16 protein-coding genes are annotated in these 21,493 nt (G+C 61.2%); 10 read left to right on the top strand and 6 right to left on the bottom strand.

Annotated features, from left to right (window positions below; genetic code table 11):
- Positions 1–2 precede the first annotated feature (2 nt).
- Both HNO82_RS05285 and HNO82_RS05280 read left to right on the top strand, forming a co-directional pair.
- Positions 3–1,166, top strand: a complete 1,164-nt coding sequence (locus HNO82_RS05285; RefSeq protein ID WP_175342977.1) for a phospholipase D-like domain-containing protein — start codon at positions 3–5, stop codon at positions 1,164–1,166.
- Positions 1,167–1,302: 136 nt separating this feature from the next.
- Positions 1,303–2,478, top strand: a complete 1,176-nt coding sequence (locus HNO82_RS05280; RefSeq protein ID WP_008334339.1) for an acetyl-CoA C-acetyltransferase — start codon at positions 1,303–1,305, stop codon at positions 2,476–2,478.
- A gap of 91 nt (positions 2,479–2,569) precedes the next feature.
- On the opposite strand, the gene HNO82_RS05275 is transcribed toward HNO82_RS05280, so the two are convergent.
- The 3 genes from HNO82_RS05275 to HNO82_RS05265 all read right to left on the bottom strand — a co-directional run bounded on the left by HNO82_RS05275 (position 2,570) and on the right by HNO82_RS05265 (position 9,066).
- The gene (locus tag HNO82_RS05275) at positions 2,570–4,126 is read right to left on the bottom strand and encodes an SEL1-like repeat protein (protein WP_249776936.1); all 1,557 of its coding nucleotides are present in this window, start codon (positions 4,124–4,126) and stop codon (positions 2,570–2,572) included.
- A gap of 99 nt (positions 4,127–4,225) precedes the next feature.
- Positions 4,226–6,145 (bottom strand): phospholipase D-like domain-containing protein, encoded by a 1,920-nt coding sequence (locus tag HNO82_RS05270; protein ID WP_175342976.1) that lies wholly within the window; start codon positions 6,143–6,145, stop codon positions 4,226–4,228.
- A gap of 26 nt (positions 6,146–6,171) precedes the next feature.
- Positions 6,172–9,066, bottom strand: coding sequence for a type VI secretion system Vgr family protein (locus tag HNO82_RS05265; RefSeq protein ID WP_175342975.1), 2,895 nt, complete (start codon positions 9,064–9,066; stop codon positions 6,172–6,174).
- 173 nt (positions 9,067–9,239) lie between these two features.
- Here HNO82_RS05265 and HNO82_RS05260 point away from each other — a divergent pair, with 173 nt between their 5' ends.
- The 7 genes from HNO82_RS05260 to HNO82_RS05230 all read left to right on the top strand — a co-directional run bounded on the left by HNO82_RS05260 (position 9,240) and on the right by HNO82_RS05230 (position 17,631).
- Positions 9,240–9,614 carry an RNA-binding S4 domain-containing protein gene (locus HNO82_RS05260; protein ID WP_008334342.1) on the top strand — a complete coding sequence of 125 codons (375 nt, stop codon included), beginning with the start codon at positions 9,240–9,242 and terminating at the stop codon, positions 9,612–9,614.
- A 94-nt stretch (positions 9,615–9,708) separates the two neighbouring features.
- Positions 9,709–10,170 (top strand): hypothetical protein, encoded by a 462-nt coding sequence (locus tag HNO82_RS05255; protein ID WP_034351592.1) that lies wholly within the window; start codon positions 9,709–9,711, stop codon positions 10,168–10,170.
- 216 nt (positions 10,171–10,386) lie between these two features.
- Positions 10,387–11,094: a TetR/AcrR family transcriptional regulator gene (locus tag HNO82_RS05250; protein WP_008334346.1), complete on the top strand. Its 708-nt coding sequence runs from the start codon at positions 10,387–10,389 to the stop codon at positions 11,092–11,094.
- A gap of 17 nt (positions 11,095–11,111) precedes the next feature.
- Positions 11,112–12,902, top strand: coding sequence for an acyl-CoA dehydrogenase C-terminal domain-containing protein (locus HNO82_RS05245; protein ID WP_175342974.1), 1,791 nt, complete (start codon positions 11,112–11,114; stop codon positions 12,900–12,902).
- A 225-nt stretch (positions 12,903–13,127) separates the two neighbouring features.
- Entirely contained in the window at positions 13,128–15,515 is a 2,388-nt protein-coding gene (locus HNO82_RS05240; RefSeq protein ID WP_175342973.1) for a 3-hydroxyacyl-CoA dehydrogenase/enoyl-CoA hydratase family protein, read from the top strand.
- A 51-nt stretch (positions 15,516–15,566) separates the two neighbouring features.
- Positions 15,567–16,763 carry an acetyl-CoA C-acyltransferase gene (locus HNO82_RS05235; RefSeq protein WP_008334355.1) on the top strand — a complete coding sequence of 399 codons (1,197 nt, stop codon included), beginning with the start codon at positions 15,567–15,569 and terminating at the stop codon, positions 16,761–16,763.
- Between the two features lie 103 nt (positions 16,764–16,866).
- The gene (locus tag HNO82_RS05230) at positions 16,867–17,631 is read left to right on the top strand and encodes an enoyl-CoA hydratase (RefSeq protein ID WP_175342972.1); all 765 of its coding nucleotides are present in this window, start codon (positions 16,867–16,869) and stop codon (positions 17,629–17,631) included.
- A gap of 76 nt (positions 17,632–17,707) precedes the next feature.
- Here HNO82_RS05230 and HNO82_RS05225 read toward each other — a convergent pair whose 3' ends face one another.
- Both HNO82_RS05225 and HNO82_RS05220 read right to left on the bottom strand, forming a co-directional pair.
- Entirely contained in the window at positions 17,708–17,950 is a 243-nt protein-coding gene (locus tag HNO82_RS05225) for a hypothetical protein (protein WP_175342971.1), read from the bottom strand.
- Positions 17,947–18,612 carry a hypothetical protein gene (locus tag HNO82_RS05220; protein ID WP_175342970.1) on the bottom strand — a complete coding sequence of 222 codons (666 nt, stop codon included), beginning with the start codon at positions 18,610–18,612 and terminating at the stop codon, positions 17,947–17,949. The genes HNO82_RS05225 and HNO82_RS05220 overlap by 4 nt, the downstream gene beginning before the upstream one ends.
- Before the next feature lie 366 nt (positions 18,613–18,978).
- Between HNO82_RS05220 and HNO82_RS05215 the strand changes: the two genes are divergently transcribed.
- Positions 18,979–20,253, top strand: coding sequence for an NAD(P)/FAD-dependent oxidoreductase (locus HNO82_RS05215; RefSeq protein ID WP_008334366.1), 1,275 nt, complete (start codon positions 18,979–18,981; stop codon positions 20,251–20,253).
- On the opposite strand, the gene HNO82_RS05210 is transcribed toward HNO82_RS05215, so the two are convergent.
- Positions 20,234–21,400 (bottom strand): GGDEF domain-containing protein, encoded by a 1,167-nt coding sequence (locus tag HNO82_RS05210; RefSeq protein WP_175342969.1) that lies wholly within the window; start codon positions 21,398–21,400, stop codon positions 20,234–20,236. The two genes, HNO82_RS05215 and HNO82_RS05210, sit on opposite strands and share 20 nt — an antisense overlap.
- Positions 21,401–21,493 lie beyond the last annotated feature (93 nt).

Here is a 21,493-nt window from a genome sequence, read left to right as displayed (position 1 = left end):
TCTTGCGTCATCTCGCCTTCACCGACGGCAACCAGATTGCGCTGCTGCATAGTGGCGCGGGTTTCTATCCGGCCTTGATCAGCGCCATCGACGCTGCATGCGTCGAGATCTACCTGGAAACTTATATTTTTTCTCTTGACGATACCGGCGTACTGGTCTGCGATGCCCTGAAAAGGGCCGCCGGACGTGGTGTTGTGGTCTATGTCATCAACGATTGGCTAGGTACAGGACGGGAAAATACTAACAAATTGCGATTGGCGCTGACCTCCGCAGGGGTGCAGCATCGCTCCTTCAACCCGTGGTTCCGGCGTGGCGTAGCGCGCAGCCATCGCAAGTTGTGCGTGGTTGATCGGCAGGTGGCCTTCGTGGGTGGCCTCAACATCAATGACGACATGGTCTCTGACCGTGACCATGCCCGGCCCCTGCCGGCACCGCGCTGGGATTTTGCCGTGAGCGTGCTCGGCCCGCTGGTACAGGACATCTATCATGAAGTGCAGGCGCAATGGTTGCGTGTGGGGCGCATGAAGCTCAAGGCGCGCTGGCGCAACTTCAGGCGTCTGCGCCATGGTCATCCCGGGCCGGTGCATGACCAGACCCAGGCCGCGCTGGTGGTGCGCGACAACTTCCGCAACCGGCGCACCATCCAGCGTGCCTATCTGCAGGCTCTGGGTCGTGCACGCGAGACGGCGTTCCTGGCCAATCCTTATTTCGCCCCGGGACGCAAGATGCGTCGTGCGCTGGAAGAGGCCGCCATGCGCGGGGTGAAGGTGACCTTGCTGCTGGGTGTGGGACAGTTCGTGATGCAGGATGCGGTGGCGCATTCCTTCTATCCCAAGCTCTTGCGCGCGGGGGTGCGCATCGTCGAATACACCCATACCGAACTGCATGCCAAGGTTGCGGTGGTTGATGACCGGTGGGCCACGGTGGGCTCCAGCAACTATGATGGTCTGTCCCTCTTCGTGAACCAGGAAGCCAACGTGGTGGTGCAGGATCCGGCCTTTGCCGACTTTCTGCGCCAGGAGATCGAGACCGGGGTGGCGCAGGGGCGGGTGGTGCACCTGTCGGACTTCATGCACGTACCGTGGTACAAGCGCGCGGCCTATGGTGCCGCCTTCCTCCTTTATCGCACGGTAATTCACATCATTACGCTGGGGAAAGACGCTTAGGACTTTTTGCCGGGTGTTTGATTTACCGAAAATTCACCATATCGCCTTCGCAGCTGAAATGGAATAAGATGACCATCCCGGTTTTCGAAGGGCGGCCGCACGCGGCTTCCTGCACTTTCAATAAAAGGAGCGAGTTATGGATGATGTGGTCATTGTCGCAGCACAGAGAACGGCGATCGGCAAATTCGGCGGGTCCTTGTCGAAGATTGCGGCGGCCGATCTGGGTGCGCAAGTCATCAAGGCCCTGCTGGCCAAGACCGGCATCAAGCCCGAAGCCATCAGTGAAGTCATCCTCGGCCAGGTGCTGACGGCGGGTCTGGGCCAGAACCCGGCGCGCCAGTCGGTCATCAAGTCGGGTCTGCCCGACATGGTCCCGGCCTTCGTGGTCGGCAAGGTCTGCGGCAGCGGCCTGAAGGCCGTGCAACTGGCGGCCCAGGCCATCCGTTGCGGCGATGCGCAGATCGTCATCGCCGGCGGCCAGGAAAACATGAGTGCGTCCCCGCACGTGCTGAACAATTCCCGTGATGGCTTCCGCATGGGCGATGCCAAGCTGACCGATACCATGATCGTCGACGGTCTGTGGGACGTCTACAACCAGTACCACATGGGTATTACCGCCGAGAACGTCGCCAAGAAGTTCGAGATCAGCCGTGAAGAGCAGGACGCCTTCGCTGCCGCGTCGCAGAACAAGGCTGAAGCGGCGCAGAAGGCCGGCAAGTTCAAGGATGAGATCGTCCCCATCGAGATCAAGGGCAAGAAGGAAACCGTGGTCTTCGATACCGATGAATTCGTCAAGCATGGTGTGACCGCCGAAGCGCTGGCGGGTCTGCGTCCGGCCTTCGACAAGGCGGGTACGGTGACGGCCGGCAACGCTTCGGGCATCAATGATGGCGCCGCTGCGGTGGTGGTCACCTCGGCCAAGCTGGCCGCTGAACTGGGCCTGCCGGTGCTGGCCAGGATCAAGGCTTACTCTTCGGCCGGCCTGGACCCCAGCATCATGGGCATGGGCCCGGTGCCGGCTTCCCAGCTGACCCTGAAGAAGGCCGGCTGGAGCCCGCAGGATCTGGACCTGATGGAGATCAACGAAGCCTTTGCTGCGCAAGCCATTGCGGTGAACAAGCAGATGGGCTGGGACACCAGCAAGATCAACGTCAACGGTGGCGCCATTGCCCTGGGCCACCCCATCGGCGCCTCGGGTTGCCGCGTGCTGGTGACGCTGCTGCACGAGATGGTGCGCCGTGATGCCAAGAAGGGTCTGGCCAGCCTCTGTATCGGTGGTGGCATGGGTGTGGCGCTGGCGGTGGAGCGTTGAGTCGTCCACTCGGTTTGTTGTGATGAGGAAACGCCGGCTTGATCGCCGGCGTTTTTCTTTGGAGCAAGACAATGCTGACTTGCTCAACAGTTCAATGTCCGTGCTCTTCGGAATGCAGAGGATCGAAGTTGCGGATGGTGATGTCTTTACGCCCCGATGGCAGCGGTTGATTCGCCTGATCCAGCCATTGCCACTGAATATCTTTCGGGGAAATATCCAGACCGCGTTCACGCGGATCCGGGAAAGGCTGTCCTTCTTCGACATAGGCCTGGCGCGTCCATAGGTTGAAGACCTTTGCCAGGGGATGGGCAAGATCGATGTGGCCGTGCCAGATGCCAGTAGCAGGAGCCGGGAGCAAGCCGCTGGAGCGCAATTCGCGTGAGGGGACGGGGATCTCGCGCAGCACGCCTTGCGGGACCCGCCAGTCAGGGACATGCCGTGCAGCCAGTGGTTTTGGAACAGGCGTGCCGAGATAGTGGAAACGAAGAACGCCGGACTCTTTTGTAAAGTCTTCTGGGGGTGTGAAGGATTCGCCCTGTGCGTAGTACATGGGTATCTGTGCAGCATTCCACGCCACTTGCTTGGGTGTGTAAGGTTTGGCCAATTGCGCTAGCCAAAACCCGCTGATGATGGCATCGGTGTGCAGACGCTGGATCAGGTGGCCACCTTGCGGCTCGTCGGGGAGGACAAAGCCGTCGGGGATATGAGCGCGGCCCTGTCGCAGTGAAGCAGGGGCAGGTTTGATGTCCGCCAGTGAGCTTGTCTTGACGGGTTTGGCGCCATTGACCAGGGTTTCTTTTTCGCCATCCCAGTAGGGGAGGATGGCCGGAGGCAGAGGCAACACCTTGTCCAGGTTGGGAAGGCGGAGGTCGGGGTTGAGGCGGAGCAGGTCGGCGATGGCAGCGTATCTTTCCGCACGACTTTTATCCTGAAATTTATTGACCACCTTTCGTCCATCATCAAATTCGACGAACAGCTTGTTAGCACTGTCTTCGCTGCCAAACTTGACCCCATCGTGAAGAATATGTAACGCCCGCTCAAACCGCTCATGAAAGCTCAGCTCGTGACCTAACAAATACGCAGCGTTTCCATTTTCCTGTTGGTAACCACATTCCATCATCTTGATGGCCATCCCTCTGTTTCCCCAGAAGGCTCCTTTGGGATCATCGTAAGAGGCGTTGAGCTTGTCGCCAAGGTAAGCTAATGCATCAGAACTTCCCATGTTGGCGGCATGCGCCCAGAAAGCATATGCTCGGGTGGCATCTTGCTTAACACCAGTTCCATTCATGTGATAGGTTCCCATCAGGTCAAAGGCCTTTGGGACGCCCAGTGACATTGCCTTCTCCACCAGTTGAACAGCGCGCTCACTGTTGCGCTCAACCCCGGTTCCTTGCAAATGAAGAGTGGCAAGGTTCAGAATGGCGCGCCAGTGATTTTGTTCAGCCGCTTTCGTCCATAGAATGGCAGCTTTCCTGTAGTCTCGATCTTCGGGCCAGAGATCGTAACTGGTTGCAGCGAGGCCTTCTCTGTACCACTGCTCAGCCTCGTCGTTGACCCGTGGCTCCAGGCTTCTTTCATATTGGCAGTAAAATTCTGTTCGATGCGGATCAAAGGCGATCAATTTCATATTGCGCGGGAGAGTTTGCATGATGCATCCAGGGATAAACATCGCTGAGATAACGATGAAAAATGTGAGTAGAGAAAATGAGGTTCCGGACCTATTCAAGTGCATACGTATTCCCATGTTCTAAGCCAGCCTCAGATTGGACGTTCGGTCATCAAAAAATGGAATAAGAAACCCTTGCGGCCCTGACTGCGCGTTCTTCTCTCGACGATTGTCACGTAGCAGATTTCCCCATTTCCTAAACGTGCTGGAAATCTCAGCGGTACTGCCGCTCCCACCGTCACACCCTGCAGCGTTGGCTGAATGCATAGCAAACACCTCCCTACGGAGTTTCCCGCTCAACAACGGATCATCACACCCGATATTGATCTCAGCATCCACCGCCATGCTGCGCAGATTCATGTTCGCGCTACCTAAGGTAAAGAAGGCATCGTCGATGATCATCAACTTGCTGTGGATGTAGATCTCGCGATATTTTTCCCCCTTGCTGTCCCCGGCGTGATCGTAGGTCCAGAGACTTGCCACGAGGGTTTTGATGCCAAGGGAATCGAGCTCCTTTGCAATGTCTGCATTGCTCCGGGATTCACCGTCGGGAGTGGCCGGCTTGGGTCCCCGCACCAGCTCTGGAGGAGCGCCATTTTTCCTTTCCTTGAACTCGTATGTCGCCAGTTTTTTCTCCTGTTCCCGAACAGCCAGCTCTCGTTCCACCTCCTTGTCCTGATTGGGCATCGATGTGCCATGCCCGAGCGCCTTGACGGTCTCATGCGTGGCCGGAACCATCTGTGTGCGCTCTGGAGTGGGGATGACGATGAAGACATGCAGATCGGGAAGTTTATTTAACGGCTGCCTCGCCGCTTTCCATCCTGCGATGAAATCACGGCGCAGCTGCTTGAGATACTTCGCCCACTCTGCGTACTGGAAATACTGGTTCTCGATGTAGATGTAGTTGGAAGCGAAACTGGTCGCTTGTCGATAGAGGCGCTGGATGGTCTTGTCGCCTTCCTCGGCCTGTGTGCGCACGATCTGAGCTCGATGGGTGGATTTGCCGACGCTTTTCCTGAGCCCGGCTGGCGGTGACCGCAGGTCGTGCGTACGCTGGATTTTCTGGTCGGCAGTAGCCGCCCGATTCCAGGCATCCACAAAATTCTTGCTCACGCTGATCAAGGCTTCGCCGCAAATGCGGCAGGCATAGTCCTGCAGCGGTTTCAGGCCGGGAAATTCATCCCCACCACCTTCCCATGATTGGCCCCGGCGCGGATCGTGAAACAAGTGCTTTCTGGTATCCCAGTAGTCTGTGACGCTGTTCAATCCCATCACGTAACCGACGGCATGTTCTCCGTCTGCATGGTCGTAGTCGATGAGTATCGTTTTTTGATGCGCAGTCGATGCCTCCATGAGGGAGGTAAATTCCATCTGCGGCAGGATCTTCATCTTCTCCTGCGCAATACTCTGTCCGATCTTGTCGGAATTGGCCGCGCGAACCTTGAAGATGAGATGAGGATGCGTAGCATGGGTAGCTTCAAAGAACCACAACGCATTGAAGTAGCTGCGTCGCTCCTGCGGCGTGAGACCAGCTTCGTGCGGCTTGCCGGAGAGGCGCTCATGATGCCGGATGCGTTTGACCTGATCGGCGTCGAGCGTACCGTAGCCTGGCGTATTCTTTGCGATGGCAGAGAGCATCCCCTCGTGCCAGCACAGCACCCGTACCTCGACCGGCTTGCCGTTGTTGTACTTGCCGGCCGCAACATCTCTCAGCAAATCCCCCCAGGTCGGACCGCGAGGCCAGGTGTGGCCCTTGCGTTCCAGTTCCATGGCCGGGTCGAAGCCCCAGCAAATGATTTCCACACTGTGCTTGGCCTGTCGGATGTCGTGCAGGATACGGGAAAAACCTTCTTCACCGCAGATCAATACTTCAAGCTGGTTGGCGTGATAGATCGGAGAGTTGCTGTCTTCTTTGCACTCCAGCAGCCATTGTGCCGTTGCGGTAGCACTACGTTTGCGCAGGTCGATGGGAACGCTGCCTGGGTGGTAGGTCTGTGTCATGGAGATGATCCGGGAAGGGAAATGGTTCAGGCGCCTGCATGGCGCAGGCGGCTCTCTGTGTCCGCTTCTGTGCTGCGGTAGCCCGAGGCCGCCAGCTGTTGGTCCAGTGCACTGATCTGCTCGTGGACCGGTAAATCAAAGCGGTAGCCATTGGGGAGCTTGACCGAGTAGTTGTCGTCGCCCGGTTGATGGCCTTCGATCCGCAATCGCCCGGCCGCGTCAGTGACGCCCACGGCGATCTGCGCCCCCTGGTTGAAGAGCGTGTAGGGTTGCTGTGCCAGCGGCCTTCCATCGCGCGCATGACTGCGCAGGCGGACCATCAAACTGGCGCTGTGCTGCAGTTCTTCGTAAGTGGTCGGCGGCGGGATATCGGGCGGCGGGCAATTCGCCGGGCCCAGTACATGATGTGTGGCCGCCTGCTGGCGCCATTCTCCGGGAGTACCGTGCTCGATCATGTCGGCATTCCAGCGGCTGAAGCTGCCCCCGCCGCTGACCTCCGTGTTCTCGCGCGAACGGATACTGATCTTGGGCGCCTGCAGGATGATCTCTTCGCTGGCCTCCAGCAGAATGCGCCGCGCGGCAGAGAGGTCGATATGTTCTTCGTGGGCCTGTACCTTGATGCTGCCTTTGCCGCTGATCAGCTTCATGTGCTTGGCCGCAAAAGCCGCCAACATCTCGCCGGCCCGCATCAGGAGGCTGCGCCCTGTGCTGACCTGGGTATTGGCCTGGCTGACCATGTCGATGTGTTGCGCTGCGCCCAACACCATGGTGTCCTGGCTCGTGATGCTCACGCCCGCCGGTGCGTCCACGGCGACCATGGGCGTCTCGGTGCGCACTGCTTCGCTGCTGGGATCGCCCGCATCCCAGGCCTGCAGTTGGCTGCTGATGCGCTCCAGCTGGGCCAGATCGGTTGCCTCGGCGTGATGCCTGGCGGCATCCTGGCTCAGGCGCTGCGCCAGCTCTTGCAGATCGCGCAGTGTCTCCAGCAGGACGGCACGCTCCAGGATGCGACCGCGTCCTCGGTCCTGGCGTTGCGCGGTGATCAGGACGCCCTTGCCGGCACGCAGCACGCCGTGTCCGTCAGTTCTGGTTTCCACGCCCTCGCCACGATCATTGCCTTGGCCGTCGTGGCGTGGTTCGGTCAGATAGCCCAGGTTGATCTGGCTGTGCTGGTGTTCGCTGGCCAATTGCGTGCTGATCTGGCCGGGGGTGTCATCCAGGCGCAACTGGTTGTAGCGCGGGCCGTCTATCTCCTTGGACTTGATGCCGGACAGGAAGCGGTTGCCCGGCAAACCGCCTGCGTGGCTGAAGCGCGCCGGCAGGTTGAGGCCGTTGTGCAGGACCCCGGCGACGAACATCTTGTCCGGATCGCCACCGAGAAAATCGATCAGTACTTCCATGCCGACCCGGGGCACGGCGTCGTGTCCATAGCCTGCCCCGGCCCAGGCGCTCGATACGCGCACGAAGGCGCTGTCCTGGTCATGGCCGCTGGTGCCCGCACCTTGGGCATGGGCGTGGTCTTCCGCTTGCAGGCCCTGCAACTGCACCTTGATGCGTCCCAAGGCGTCGCAGTACACCTCTTCCTGTGCCGGCCCCACCACCAGCGCCGTGATCGGATGCACGGCAGGCAGATGCCGGCGCGGATCGTAATGCGGGGTCAGCGAGGCAGTACGCCGCACGCAGGTGAGGCGATTGTGATAGCGCAGATCGCTTGTACCTTGCGGTGCTCCGGCTTGCCACTGGAGTTCCGGCAAGAGTCGGTGGATGGAAGCCTGCAAGACCTTGGGGAAATTGTTTTCGGCGCGCTGCTGCAGCGAGGTGACGATGAATTCGCGCTGCGAGGCATTCCGGTAGCGCATATCGGGGTGCCGTTCCAGAACGAACCAGTGCCCTACCGCCAGGTCGCGCACACTGCCACTGGCCTGGAAGGATTCGCAACGGCCTTCGTGCGCCAACATGCGTGCATCGGCCAGGCGTACCTGGTCCAGCAGGTTCTCTGCCACATGGGGTGCCTCGATGAAGCGATCGGTGATGGCCAGGCCGAGTTCGGTGCCGGCCCTTCCCTGGTCCACGATGCCATGGCTGACCACGTCATCGATGCGTACCGATTTATAGTCCCAGCTGGCGCGTTGCACGCTGGCCGGTGAGAGGCTGCGTTCGCAACTCCATGCGCTGATGGTGTCGCGTTCTTCGGTGGCGCCGTCGCGGTGATAACGCACGTTGGCCGCGCTGGCTTGCGGCAGCAGCGCCACCTGGTCGCAGAACACCAGGGTGTGAGCTGGCGTGGTTGAGGTGTCGATACCGTCCGACGCCTGGGGTGTGGCGATGTACCAGGTGATACCCTCGCGCCGGCAAAGCCGTTCGATGAAGTGCGCATCTGACTCGTTGAATTGATGGCTGATCTCGCGGATCGGATAGCGCGCATCGTCGAGCCGATCGAGGTCGAACGAAAAGGCACTGGCCAGCACAGGACTTCGCTGGCGCCATTCGCGCAGCATGATCTCAAGGATGCTCGGTACGTTCTTGCCGCGGAAGACGCGCGTGTTGACCCGTTCCCTCATCACCGAGAGCGCATCACGCAGCGTCAACTGATAGACCCGCAGCGCCCCATCGGCATGGCCGGCCCGCGCATCGGTGATCAAGCCATTGATATGGTGCAGGCCGCCGCGGTCGGTCACCATCTCTACGCCGATCGGCTGCCCCAGCAGTTCTTGCAGGGGCAGATCGGGATCGATGGACAGGCAAGTCAGCTGTCCTTCCAGTCCCTCCAGCAGCGCTTCGCGCAGCTCTACCCGTTGCACCAGCAGTTGTTGGGAGAAATGGGTTTCACGCTGGCTCCAGCGCAATCGGAGGGGACGATATTGCTGGGTCAGGATGGCCTGGGTGAAGGCCGTCGTGACTGTCGAGAGGTCGTCGGTCATGGCGGGTACCGGAACAATGAAGGCGGGTTGAGCAAGCCGCAAAGCATAAGTACGCCGATCCACAGGGAAAGCGATGAGCCCGATAAAGACCAGGTTTCCCGATTTTCTTGTGTATATTTTTAGAAAAATATCGATAATTACCGCAAGACCATTTTTCTCCCATCCCCAACAGCATGGACACAACGCGCATCGACAAATGGTGCTGGGCTGCACGCTTCTTCAAGACGCGTTCGCAGGCCACCGAAGCCGTGGAGCGCGGCCGCATCAAGCTCAACGGCGAACGCACCAAGCCCGCCCACAACGTCAGGAATGGCGACCGGCTGGACATCGACAACGGTTCCACCGAGTGGGAGGTGCTGGTTACCGGCATCGCCGACAAGCGCGGCTCGGCCGCCATTGCCGCGACCCTCTATCAGGAAAGTGAAAAGAGCATCGCGCGCCGTGCCGCCCAGGCCGAGCGTCATCGTCTCTTCCGCGAACCCTCGGCCGAGATCAAGGGGCGACCGACCAAGCGCGACCGTCGTCTGCTGGATCGATCCTCCTCCTGAGCAGGTGACAGCGCCACCGCAGCGCAGGCTCGTTGTAAGATGAGGACCGGTTTTTGTGGCCCGTCTTTTCTCCAACCCAGGTGCAAAGGTGCAGATGTCTCAGGTGGTTTCTTCCGAATCGACGCAGCCCGTTCCGGTGACGCGGCCGCTCCGCAAGGAGTGCCCGCCCGGCGCCTGCGACTGCCAGCGCGAAGCCCTGCTGGAATGCCTGCACGCCCCCGAGGCTCGCGTGCTGTGGCTGACCCGCGAAGAAGAAAAGCGCCTGATCGAACGCATCACCCGCATCGCCACCTATGACGAGCTGCTGCACGTGCGCAGCCTCATGCGCAAGAACCTCGGCATCCACCTGCACATCAGCCCCGGTCCCAACGAAGTGCGCACCGTGCGCGGCCTGCAGATCCACCTGGCCGAGCAGCCCGGCCTGTGCCGCAAGACCCGCGACACCATCCCGGCGGCCATTCGCAAGTGCCTGGAAAACAACCCCACCATCGTCTACGCCCTGCTCGATGCCCATGACCTGCTGGGCAGCGCCAGTCCCCCTGCCGAGTCCGCCTGAAGGCTTGCCGCCAGGAAAAATCCCTGCGGCAAGCCGGCCCGATTTTTTGTTTGACATTTGCGGCGCGATGAATAATAGTACGATCGTTCGAATAAATTCTGCATGAAGAATAATTCATGTCGAATCCATCAGGGCACAAGACAGCGGACCCCGAGCCGCGCCCGTCGAACCGGTTCCTTCCCGCCGCCGCCTGCGGCGGATATCAAAGAGACAACGATGACTGAGACAAGCAAGGTGACCACCGCGCCCGCCCGGCCCAAGTTCCTGCGCAAGGGCGAGCAGACCCGCGCCGCCATCCTCGATGTGGCGCTGGAGCTGGCCAGCCGCGATGGCCTGGAAGGGCTCACCATCGGCCTGCTGGCCGAGAAGATGAAGATGAGCAAGTCCGGCGTCTTTGCTCATTTCGGCTCGCGCGAGGATTTGCAGATCGAGGTCGTGCGCCTGTACCACAACCGTTTCGAGCAGGATGTGTTCTATCCCTCCATCAAGGAGCCGCGCGGCCTGCCGCGCCTGGAAGGCATGTTCGCGCGCTGGATCAAGCAGGTCACGGTGGAAATCGCTCTGGGCTGCATCTACATCAGCGGCGCGGTCGAGTACGACGACCGCCCCGGCGCCATCCGCGATCACCTCGTGGCCATGGTCCAGGCCTGGCGCGATGCGCTGGAACGCTGCATCAAGCAGGCCATGGAAGCCGGCCACCTGCGCACCGACATCGAGGTCAGCCAGATGGTCTATGAAATGTATGGCCTGATCCTGGCCCTGCATCACGATGCGCGCTTCCTGCATATCCCAGGCAGTGTCGAACGTGCCGAGGCCAGCTTCCGTCGCCTCATCGACAGCTATCGTCCGCAGGGCAGCCACAGCAAGAGCGGCAGCGCGACCACGTCCAAGAATTCCAAATCGGCTGCCAGGAAGGCAGCGTAACCCGTCCGGAGACATTCATGCCCCAATACAACGCCCCCTTGCGCGACATGCAGTTCGTGCTGCACGAGCTGCTCAATGTCGAGGAAGTGTTCAAGGAACTGCCGCCCCACGCCGACACCAACCGTGAACTGGTGGATCAGGTGCTGGAAGAGGGCGGCAAGTTTGCCTCGCAGGTCCTGTTCCCGCTGAACCATTCGGGTGACCGCGAGGGCTGTCACTACGATCGCGAGAGCAAGGCCGTGACCACGCCCAAGGGTTTCAAGCAAGCCTACCAGCAATACGTGCAAGCCGGCTGGGCGGCGCTGTCCTGCGATCCGGAATTCGGCGGCCAGGGCCTGCCGCTGACGATCAACAACTCCTTCTACGAGATGCTGAACTCGTCCAACCAGGCCTGGACCATGTATCCCGGCCTGTCGCATGGCGCCTACGAGTGCCTGCATGCGCACGGTTCGGACGAACAGAAGCAGCTCTACCTGCCCAAGCTGGTCTCGGGCGAATGGACCGGCACCATGTGCCTGACCGAAGCGCACTGCGGCACCGACCTGGGCCTCTTGCGCAGCAAGGCCGAGCCGCAGGCTGACGGTTCCTACAAGATCACCGGCAACAAGATTTTCATCTCCGCCGGAGAAAACGACGTTTCCGACAATATCGTTCACCTGGTGTTGGCGCGATTGCCCGATGCACCGGAAGGTTCGAAAGGAATTTCACTTTTCCTGGTTCCCAAGTTTTTGCCCAATGCCGACGGCTCGCTGGGCGCGCGCAACCCGATCTTCTGCGGCGCCATCGAAGAGAAGATGGGCATCCACGGCAATGCCACCTGCCAGATGAACCTGGACGGCGCTACCGGCTGGCTGATCGGCCAGCCGCACAAGGGCCTGCAGGCCATGTTCGTCTTCATGAATGCAGCCCGCCTGGGCGTGGGCATGCAGGGACTGGGCCTGACCGAAGTGGCTTACCAGAACGCCCTGGTCTACGCCAAGGACCGCCTGCAGATGCGTAGCCTGTCCGGCATCAAGGCGGCCGACAAGCCGGCTGACCCGATCATCGTGCATCCCGATGTGCGCCGCATGCTGCTGACCGCCAAGGCGTTTGCCGAAGGTGGCCGTGCCTTTACCTCCTATGTCGCCCTGGAGCTGGACAAGGAACTGACCCATCCGGACGAGCAGGTGCGCAAGGACGCCGCCGACATCGTGGCCCTGCTGACCCCGGTGGTGAAAGCCTTCCTGACCGACAACGCCTGGATGGCCACCTCCGAGTGCCTGCAGGTCTATGGCGGCCACGGCTACATCGCCGAATGGGGCATGGAGCAATACGTGCGCGATGCCCGCATCAACATGATTTATGAAGGGACCAACACCATCCAGTCGCTGGACCTGCTGGGTCGCAAGATCCTGATGGACAACGGCGCCAAGCTGAAGAAATTCGGCGCGCAGATCCAGGCCTTCGTGGAAGAGCACGGCACAGATGAATCCATGTCTGAATTCATCACCCCGCTGGCCGACATCGGCGACAAGGTCACCAAGTTGACCATGGAAATCGGCATGAAGTCCTTCGCCAACCAGGATGAAGCCGGTGCGGCTGCCGTACCTTACCTGCGCGTGGTGGGCCACCTGGTGTTCTCCTACCTGTTCGCCCGCATGGCCAAGATCGCGCTGGAAAAGCAGGACAGTGGCGACAGCTTCTATACCGCCAAGCTGGCCACGGCGCGCTTCTACTTCGCGCGCCTGCTGCCGGAAACCGCGATGCTGATCCGCCAGGCCCGTTCGGGCGCCGGCAACCTGATGGCGCTGGACGCAGCGTTGTTCTGACCGCAACACCATGCCGTGTGCGGGCTGCCGGCCTGCACGCGGCGTTAATCCACCGCAATATGGGCCGCCATGGCGTCACGTGGACGTCACTGCGGCAGGGCATGCTGAGAGCCGCCGCCTTGCAAGGGACAAAGAGCGTACAGTAGTTGCTCGTCCCAGCGGCGCAGCACCTTGCCAGGCCCGAATTCATGTTTCATGTTTGCAGCACCAGCAAAGGAGATTTGCGTGTCCAATTTCATCGTCAAAAAAGTGGCCGTGCTCGGCGCGGGCGTCATGGGGGCGCAGATTGCCGCCCACTGCATCAATGCCCGCGTGCCGGTCGTGCTGTTCGACCTGCCGGCCAAGGAAGGCCCGAAGAACGGCATCGTGCAACGCGCCATCGAGAACCTCAAGAAGCTCAGCCCCGCACCGCTGGGCAACAAGGATGACGCGGCCCTGATCCAGGTCGCCAACTACGAGGATGACCTGGCCGTGCTGGAAGGCTGCGACCTCATCATCGAAGCCATCGCCGAGCGCATGGACTGGAAGCATGACCTCTACAAGAAGGTCGCCCCGCACATCGGCCCCAAGGCCATCTTCGCCTCCAATACCTCGGGCCTGTCGATCAATGCCCTCTCCGAAGGTTTCGATGCCGGCCTGAAGGCGCGCTTCTGCGGCGTGCACTTCTTCAACCCGCCGCGCTACATGCACCTGGTCGAACTGATCCCGACCCAATCGACCGAACCGCACATCCTCGACCAGCTCGAAGCCTTCCTCACCACGACGCTGGGCAAGGGCGTGGTGCGAGCCTTCGACACCCCCAACTTCGTGGCCAACCGCGTGGGCGTGTTCGGCATCCTGGCCACCATCATCGAAGCCGAGAAGTATGGTCTCTCGGTTGATGTGGTCGATGACCTGACCGGTGCCAAGCTGGGCCGTGCCAAGTCCGGTACCTTCCGCACCGCCGACGTGGTGGGCCTGGATACCATGGGCCACGTCATCAGGACCATGCAGGACAACCTGAAGGATGATCCCTTCTTCTCCTCCTATGCCACCCCGCCGCTGCTGGCCAAGCTGGTCGAGCAGGGCGCACTGGGCCAGAAGAGCGGTGCCGGTTTCTACAAGAAGGTGGGCAAGGATATTCTGCGCATCGATCCGGCCAAGGGCGATTACGTCCCGGGCGGTGCCAAGGCCGATGACATCATCGCCCGCATCCTCAAGGAAAAGGATCCGGTCAAGCGCATGAAGGCGCTGCATGATTCGACCAATCCGCAAGGCCAGTTCCTGTGGGCCATCTTCCGCGATGCCTTCCACTACATCGCCGTGCACCTGGAATCGGTGGCCGACAACGCACGCGACCTCGACTTCGCCATGCGCTGGGGCTTCGGCTGGAGCGTCGGTCCCTTCGAGACCTGGCAAGCCGCCGGCTGGAAGCAGATCGCGCAATGGGTCAAGGAAGACATCGATGCAGGCAAGGCACTGTCGAGCGCACCGCTGCCCGACTGGGTCTTCGATGGCCGTGACGGCGTGCATTCGGAGAAGGGTTCCTGGTCGCCCTCCAAGAAGGCTGACGTGGCCCGTTCCGAACTGCCGGTTTATCAGCGCCAAGCCTTCCGTGCCCCGCTGGTGGGCGAGGGTGCAGCCGATGGCAAGAGCGCCGGCACCACCTTCTTCGAAGACGAATCGGTACGCATCTGGCACCAGAATGACGATGTGCTGATCCTGTCCTTCAAGACCAAGATGCACGTGATCGGCCAGGGCGTGATCGATGGCATGAACAAGGCCGTCACCGAAGCCGAACAGAACTTCAAGGGCCTGGTGATCTGGCATCCGGATTCAGCCGAAGGCGGCGCCTTCTCGGCCGGCGCCGACCTGCAATCGATGCTGCCGCTGTTCATGTCCGGTGGCGTCAAGGCCATCGAGCCGGTGGTGCACCAGCTGCAGCAGGCGCACCAGCGCCTGAAGTACGCCAGCGTGCCGGTGATCGCCGCGGTGGCCGGCCTGGCCCTGGGCGGTGGCTGCGAATTGCTGCTGCATACCGCCAAGCGCGTGGTCTCCATCGAGTCCTATATCGGCCTGGTGGAAGTGGGCGTGGGCCTGATCCCTGCCGGGGGCGGCCTCAAGGAAGCCGCCGTGCGCGCTGCCCGCGAAGCCAAGGGCAACGACATCCTGCAGTTCCTGAAGGAATACATGCTGGCGGCAGCCACTGCCAACGTCTCCAAGTCCGCACTGGAAGCGCGCAAGCTGGGCTACCTGCGCGAGGACGACGTGATCGTCTTCAACCCCTATGAATTGCTGCACGTGGCCAAGGTCGAGGCGCGTGCGCTGTTCGACGCCGGCTACCGTCCGCAGCTGCCGCCGCAGGTGCCGGTGATCGGCCGCAACGGTCTGGCCACCATCATGGCGCAGCTGGTCAACATGCGTGATGGCGGTTTCATCTCGGCCCACGACTTCAAGCTGGGCAAGATGATCGCCGAGACCGTCGCCGGTGGCGAGGTGGAAGAAGGCAGCATCGTCAATGAACAATGGCTGCTCGACATCGAGCGCAAGTTCTTCATGGAGCTGCTCAACCACCCCAAGACCCAGGAACGCATCATGGGCATGATGCAAACCGGCAAGCCTGTGCGCAATTAATGAAACCTCTCTCCCCCCTGAAGGGGAGGGAGAGTCCAAGGAGATTTGGTAATGAGCAAACAACTGCAAGACGCCTACATCGTCGCCGCCACCCGCACCCCCATCGGCAAGGCGCCGCGTGGCATGTTCAAGAACACCCGCCCGGATGACCTGCTGGTGCGTGCCATCCAGTCCGCCGTCGCACAAGTGCCGGGCCTGGACCCCAAGCTGATCGAGGACGCCATCGTTGGCTGCTCCTTCCCCGAAGGTGCACAGGGCCTCAACATGGCGCGCAATGCCGTGCTGCTGGCCGGCCTGCCCAATACCATCGGCGGTGTCACCATCAACCGCTACTGCGCCTCCGGCATCACCGCCATCGCCATGGCCGCCGACCGCATCCGCGTCGGCGAGGCCGATGTGATGATCGCGGCCGGTGCTGAATCGATGTCGATGGTGCCGATGATGGGCTTCCATCCTTCCATCAACATCAATGCCTTCAAGGATGAGAACGTTGGCATGGCCTATGGCATGGGCCTGACCGCCGAGAAGGTGGCGCAGCAGTGGAAGGTCTCGCGTGAAGCCCAGGACGAGTTCTCGCTGGCCTCGCACCAGAAGGCCATCGCCGCCCAGCAGGCCGGTGAATTTGCTGACGAGATGACCTCGGTCGAGATCGTCGAGCGCTTCCCTAATCTCGCCACCGGCGAGATCGACATCAAGACCCGGACCGTCGCCCTGGACGAAGGTCCGCGTGCCGATTCCAACCTGGCCGCGCTGGCCAAGCTCAAGCCCGTCTTCGCCGCCAAGGGCAGCGTCACTGCGGGCAACAGCTCGCAGACCTCCGATGGCGCAGGTGCGCTGATCATCGTCTCGGAAAAGATCTTGAAGCAATTCAACCTGACCCCGCTGGCGCGCTTCGTCTCCTTCGCCGTGCGCGGCGTGCCTCCGGAAATCATGGGCATCGGTCCGAAGGAAGCGATTCCTGCGGCTCTCAAGGCCGGTGGCCTGACCCAGGACCAGATCGACTGGATCGAACTGAACGAAGCCTTCGCTGCGCAAGCATTGGCCGTCATCGGCGACCTGGGCCTCGACCCGAGCAAGGTCAACCCCATGGGTGGCGCGATTGCTTTGGGCCACCCGCTGGGCGCCACCGGTGCCATCCGTGCTGCCACCACCATCCATGCACTGCGCCGCAAGAACCTGAAGTACGGCATGGTGACCATGTGCGTGGGTACCGGCATGGGTGCCGCGGGCATTTTCGAACGCGTCTGATCCGCGCCCGCAAGGCCTGATGCAAAAGCCGCACTGCGCATGCCGTGCGGCTTTTTTCATGAACCTTATAAATCATTTATAACATTCAAGGAGACCTGTGCAGATGGATATCCAGCTCACCAAGGCCGATGGCATCCTGACCATCCACTTCGACCGCGAAGACAAGAAGAACGCCATCACCGCCGCCATGTACCAGCAACTGGCCGATGCCCTGAAGGAAGCCGAGACCGACAACGCGGTGCGGGTCATCCTCTTCACCGGCAAGCCCAAATCCTTTTCGGCCGGCAATGACCTGGAAGACTTCCTGAAGAATCCGCCCAAGACCCAGGATGCACCGGTATTCCAGTTCCTGTGGCAGATCAGCCATGCCAGCAAGCCTATCGTGGCTGCCGTCTCGGGCGTGGCCGTGGGTATCGGTACCACGCTGCTGCTGCATTGCGATCTGGTGTATGCCGCCGACAATGCCAAATTCTCGATGCCCTTCACGCAACTGGGTTTGTGCCCGGAGGCCGCTTCCTCTCTGCTGTTGCCGCATATCGCCGGTTACCAGCGCGCCGCCGAAAAACTCTTGCTGGGCGAAGCCTTCGGCGCAGACGAAGCCTGCCAGATGGGCATGGTCAATCGCGTACTGCCGCTGGAAGAGTTGCTGCCCTATGCGCAGCAGCAAGTGGACAAGCTGGCGGCGCTGCCGGCAGCGTCGATCCGGGTAACCAAGCAGTTGATGAAAAAAAACCGGGTGATAGCGACCGAACAGCAGATGGTGGCCGAGATCGAGCACTTCTCGCGCATGCTCACGGCACCGGAGGCCAAGGAAGCCTTCACCGCTTTCTTCGAGAAGCGCAAGCCGGATTTCAGGCAATTTGGCTGAAGCCAATGCCGTTTCCTGCGAATGTTGCCGTGCAGCCGCCATCAAGATGGGCGCTACCACGGCACCGCCAGGAAGATCAGTCGAAGAATACCTGCACCTTCATCAGGCTATCGGCACCGGAGGTCACCGAACACATGCGACCGACCTCGTCGATGGGCATGATGGACCCTTGCATCAATTCCACCGTCTTGTTCACCTTGGCTTCCGAGTAGGCGGGAACGATCTTGCCTACCTCATCGGCGGTTGTCTCTCCCCGGATGTTCTGGGGAGCGCATTTTTGGGGGGCGCGGTGGGTGCCGGGAATTCTTTGTCCGGTCACGAATCCGGCAATTCAGTCGGGCTGAGGTCGGGGCGTTCTTTCTGCAGAACCGTGGCAGTAACCGAGCCTTGCAGCGAGCATGAAACGCGCGTGGCAAGTTTGTTGTTTTCCATGCTTTCGACGATGAAGGCGCGCTCGATCGTGTTTTTCCGAGGGACGCTGCTGGCAGCAGTATTGATGGCACGCCAATCGCCGCTTCCCGTTTTCAATTCCGTGCGGGCGTAGTCCGTTTCGACGCGCTGCAGACGACCGGCGTCTTTGATCATCGGACGCAATTTGGTCATGACCTCTTCAACCGTGCCGTCGACGATGAATCCCCAGTAGTAATAGCGTCCCATTTCCTTGAGATCGGTGATCTCGTCGAAATACCCCAGCAGCTTCATGCTGCCTACGGTGACGGGGACCGTGAAATCGATCTGGTTGGCAGGCGCCGTTTTGCGGTCCTGCACCTTTATCCAGGCGATCTCACCTTGTCGTTGCAGTGTCGAAAATGCCTGACTTGCAGCAGCATCCTGCGCCAGGACGCTGAAGAAGCGGCTATCGCAGCCTGTGAATTCCCGCATCGTCTGCTCGGCGATCTGCGCCGAGGCTGGCAAGGCCGTCAGGACGATACTGGCGAGCAGGACTGTACGCACCCATGGGGCGCAGCGTTCAGGTTTCATCTTGGTTTTCCCCTGTCTGGATTGGACCGTTGTGTGGCGTCTTCGCTATCAGTCGGCAAGGCATCTTGAGACCCCTTCATCCCCAGTGGCAGCTCCGTCGGAATGCCTGCATTGCCGAATGGCAATATGTTAGTTGATGTTAAGTATTTTTTGTTGATTTTCTTAATTTGCAGGAGGCATCATCCTGTCCGTCGCGCCGTTGCTGCGCAGACCGCAAGGCCATCGCGAGCATTAATCCAGGCTTAATGCTGCGTTCAATGAGCATTAATCCCCTTGCAGGTCAGCAGCGCCATAATCGGTCCCTCCTGTTGTGGTCTGGCCATGGTTCATCCCCGCTCAGGCTACCCACCTCCGATGGAGCCCCCGATGCAACTGACGTCGTACTGGCTGGACACCTCCCCTCCCTTCATTACCACCCACACCACCTTGCCCGACGATGGCTGCGACGTGCTGGTCGTCGGTGGCGGCATCACCGGTTCGGCTGCGGCGCTGGCACTGGCGCGCAAGGGCGCCAGGGTGGTGGTGTGTGAAGCCGGTATCGTCGGCGGCGCCGCTTCCGGACGCAACGGTGGCATGTGCAACAACGGCTTCGCGCAGGACTACGCCGCGCTGTCACAGCGTCTGGGAACGGAATGGGCCAACCGGCTCTATCGAGCCTTCGATGCCGGTGTCGATACCGTGGAACGGCTGGTGCGCGAGGAATCCATCGACTGCAGTTTTGCCCGTTACGGCAAGCTCAAGCTGGCGGCCAAGCCCGAGCACGTCGACAAGCTGGCGCGCAGCCAGGCCCTGCTGGCAGCCAACGTGGATCCCGACACGCGTCTGCTCAGCCGGTCCGAGCTGAGCAAGGAGCTGGGCAGCGATCGCTACTACGGCGGCCTGCTGATGGAAAAAAGCGCCGGCATGCACGTGGGCCGCTATGTGCGCGGCCTGGCCCATGCCGCCCAGCGGCGCGGTGCGATCTACCTCGAACATACGCCCGTGCTCGGCCTGAAGGCGCAAGGTGGCCATTATCAGGTACGGACGCCGACGGGCAGTCTGCGCGCCGGCCAGGTGCTGCTGGCCAGCGGCATTTCCCAGGTCGGACCGTTCGGCTGGATACGCCGCCGCATTGTCCCCGTCGGCGCTTTCCTGATCGTCACGGAACCCTTGCCGACTGCATTGCTGGACCAATTGCTGCCGACACGGCGCATGTACACGGATACCAGGAATTTCGTCAATTATTTCCGGGTGACACCGGACAATCGCCTGCTCTTCGGCGGACGCGCGCGCTTCGCGGTTTCCAATCCGCAGTCCGATGCCAGGAGCGGCGAGATCCTCCGAACCCAGATGCTGAACGTCTTTCCGCAACTGGGGTCGGTACGCATCGATTACTGCTGGGGCGGCATGGTCGACATGACGGTCGACCGCCTGCCGCGTGCCGGCCAGCGCGATGGGTTGTTCTACGCAATGGGCTACAGCGGGCATGGCACCCACATGGCCAGCCTCATGGGGACCTTGATGGCCGAGGTCATGGAAGGCAGGGCAGACCTCAATCCGTGGAAAGATCTGGACTGGCCTGCCATTCCCGGTCACCTGGGCAAGCCCTGGTTCCTGCCCCTGGTCGGTGCCTGGTATCGACTCAAGGACTGGCTGCAGTGAAGTTTGCCGGGTTCACGACGAGTCGATTGCGGCCCGCGCGCTTGGCGTCATACAGCGCCGCATCGGCCATTGCCAGCAAGCTTTCCAACGCCAGTGCCGGCGTCGAGTAGAGACTGACGCCCACGCTCAGGCTCACCGCATCAGGCGTGGGCACCCCCTTGCGCGCCACGTGGGCGAAGGCTTCCCGCAGTTGTTCTCCCAGATGCGCCACTTGCTCCGGGCGAACATCCCGCAACACGATCACGAACTCATCCCCACCCAGCCGAGCGGCCAGCGCATCCTCGGGCAGCACCTCGCGCAGCAGGGTGCTCAGGGCTTCCAGCAGCTTGTCACCGGCGGCATGACCGTGCAGGTCGTTGACCTGCTTGAAGTTGTCGATGTCGATGAGCAGCAGCGCGCCCGGATGCGCCTGGCTGGCTTGCGCCAGCAGCGCCGGAGCCCGTGCCAGCAGCGCCCGCCGGTTCAGCAGTCCGGTCAGGGGATCGCGCGCGGCCAGTTGGCCCATGTGCTCTTCGCGGCGATGACGCTCGGTGCCGGTCATCGACAATGCGATCAGCATCACCGCCATCGAGCCCTCCACCAGCGAGACCTGGATCAGCACGCCGCCAAAGGCCGCCAGATCCACAAAAGCACCCAATGCCAGCGCCCAGACCGCCTTGGCCACGTAGAACAAGCCGTGGATCAGCAGGACGAAGCGCAGCTGCACCGCACCTACGCTGAGCGAGGCACCATGGGGCCGGAGCAGCAAGCTGGCGCGCAAGGTGAGGGCGGCGATCATCAGCGATTGCAGGCCCAGCATCACGCGTGACCACCAGGCATGCGCAGGCAGCAACAGCATCAGCACCCACAGCAGCGCGATGAGCCACCAGCCGCGTGAAACGCGGGATCGCGTGAACCAGGCCACGCCCGCCAGGAAGCAGGCGTGCGCGGCGATCAGCAAGCCGTTGGCGAACCAGATACCGACCAGCAGATAGCCCCGCGAGCGCAACAGCGCCAGGAAGGAGCCGATGGTGATGATGGCAAAACCGCTGCTCCATAGCAGCAGCGAGCGTTCTCTGACGCTGTTCCATTCGATGGCCAGATAGAGCGAAGCCGACGCCGCCAGCGCGATGGTGAGGATGAGCAGAGTGGAGGGATCGAGAGCCATGACAGAAGCAGCGCCAGTTTGCCGCGCAATAGATACGGCTCCATTTTAGCCTTCCGGCGGGCTGCCTCCTCAGATGCTTCCGAAGGATTTGTT

The organism is Herbaspirillum sp. C9C3, assembly GCF_013359625.1.
Taxonomy (GTDB): Bacteria; Pseudomonadota; Gammaproteobacteria; order Burkholderiales; family Burkholderiaceae_D; genus Herbaspirillum.
This window is presented reverse-complemented; position numbering and strand designations above follow the sequence as displayed.

Excerpts from the sequence above, each read along its gene's own strand:
- HNO82_RS05270 (WP_175342976.1), bottom strand. The coding sequence starts at position 6,145 with ATGACACAGACCTACCACCCAGGCAGCGTTCCCATCGACCTGCGCAAA.
- HNO82_RS05275 (WP_249776936.1), bottom strand. The coding sequence starts at position 4,126 with ATGCAAACTCTCCCGCGCAATATGAAATTGATCGCCTTTGATCCGCAT.
- HNO82_RS05260 (WP_008334342.1), top strand. The coding sequence starts at position 9,240 with ATGGACACAACGCGCATCGACAAATGGTGCTGGGCTGCACGCTTCTTC.
- HNO82_RS05235 (WP_008334355.1), top strand. The coding sequence starts at position 15,567 with ATGAGCAAACAACTGCAAGACGCCTACATCGTCGCCGCCACCCGCACC.
- HNO82_RS05210 (WP_175342969.1), bottom strand. The coding sequence starts at position 21,400 with ATGGCTCTCGATCCCTCCACTCTGCTCATCCTCACCATCGCGCTGGCG.
- HNO82_RS05245 (WP_175342974.1), top strand. The coding sequence starts at position 11,112 with ATGCCCCAATACAACGCCCCCTTGCGCGACATGCAGTTCGTGCTGCAC.
- HNO82_RS05230 (WP_175342972.1), top strand. The coding sequence starts at position 16,867 with ATGGATATCCAGCTCACCAAGGCCGATGGCATCCTGACCATCCACTTC.
- HNO82_RS05220 (WP_175342970.1), bottom strand. The coding sequence starts at position 18,612 with ATGAAACCTGAACGCTGCGCCCCATGGGTGCGTACAGTCCTGCTCGCC.
- HNO82_RS05265 (WP_175342975.1), bottom strand. The coding sequence starts at position 9,066 with ATGACCGACGACCTCTCGACAGTCACGACGGCCTTCACCCAGGCCATC.
- HNO82_RS05280 (WP_008334339.1), top strand. The coding sequence starts at position 1,303 with ATGGATGATGTGGTCATTGTCGCAGCACAGAGAACGGCGATCGGCAAA.
- HNO82_RS05250 (WP_008334346.1), top strand. The coding sequence starts at position 10,387 with ATGACTGAGACAAGCAAGGTGACCACCGCGCCCGCCCGGCCCAAGTTC.
- HNO82_RS05255 (WP_034351592.1), top strand. The coding sequence starts at position 9,709 with ATGTCTCAGGTGGTTTCTTCCGAATCGACGCAGCCCGTTCCGGTGACG.
- HNO82_RS05215 (WP_008334366.1), top strand. The coding sequence starts at position 18,979 with ATGCAACTGACGTCGTACTGGCTGGACACCTCCCCTCCCTTCATTACC.